At 65.2% G+C, this 868-nt stretch carries 2 protein-coding genes; one reads left to right on the plus strand and one right to left on the minus strand.

What is annotated here, in order from left to right; all coding sequences use genetic code 11:
- Positions 1-487, plus strand: a 487-nt coding sequence (locus tag H8B02_RS47525; protein ID WP_229172553.1) for a DUF2147 domain-containing protein, incomplete at its 5' end; no start/stop codon positions are given.
- 79 nt (positions 488-566) lie between these two features.
- On the opposite strand, the gene H8B02_RS47530 is transcribed toward H8B02_RS47525, so the two are convergent.
- Positions 567-868, minus strand: a 302-nt coding sequence (locus H8B02_RS47530) for a (R)-mandelonitrile lyase (RefSeq protein ID WP_229172554.1), incomplete at its 5' end; no start/stop codon positions are given.

Consider the following 868-nt stretch of genomic DNA (forward strand, 5'->3'; position numbering starts at 1 on the left):
AACGACAGAGCCCGCGAACACGAGCGTTGCGCCACCTCCGGCTACGGCAGCGACCACGCCGCCGCCACCACCGGCGCCGCCAGTTGTGCAGCAAAGCGCCGCGCCGGCGGCGGCAAAGCCGACCTCAGCGCCAACGGTCGGCGCCGTATCGCCTGCGCCCAAGCCGGCAGCGAACCCCATGCAACAGGCCAACTCGCCGCTCGGCGTCTGGCTGACGGAAGAGAAGGAAGGCAAGGTCCGCATCGAGCAATGCGGCGCCAATCTCTGCGGTTACTCGGTCGACAAGAAATCGAACGCCAACGGCGAGCAGGTTCTGATCAACATGAAGCCGGGCAAGGACAAGTGGAGCGGCCGCATCTTCGATCCGAACAGCGGCAGCACCTACGATTCCACCATCGCACTGAAGAGCCCGGACACGCTGTGTGTCCAGGGTTGCGCGTTCGGCGGCATGTTCTGTGGCGGCCAGACCTGGACGCGGGTGAATTGATCGACGCGAAATCGCGGCCCGGAATCAAAAAGCCCCGCTCGATCAGCGGGGCTTTTTTCTTGTAGCCAGCAGCAGCGCGTCAGCCGACCTTGCCGTTGTATTCCTCGTCGGTGACGTGTTCCATCCAGGTCGAATAGACGCCGTCGAGCGCCTCCTGCATGGCGATGTGGGTCATGCTGTTGTCGGGCGAAGCGCCGTGCCAATGCTTCTCGTTCGGCGGTATCCAGACGACATCGCCGGGGCGGATTTCACGGATCGGCCCGCCCGTGGCCTGCACGCGGCCGATGCCTGATATCACGTACAGCGTCTGTCCGAGCGGATGGGTGTGCCAGGCGGTGCGCGCACCGGGCTCGAACGACACGCGCGAGGCATTCAGCCGGG

This window comes from Bradyrhizobium altum (assembly GCF_020889705.1).
Classification (GTDB): domain Bacteria; phylum Pseudomonadota; class Alphaproteobacteria; order Rhizobiales; family Xanthobacteraceae; genus Bradyrhizobium; species Bradyrhizobium altum.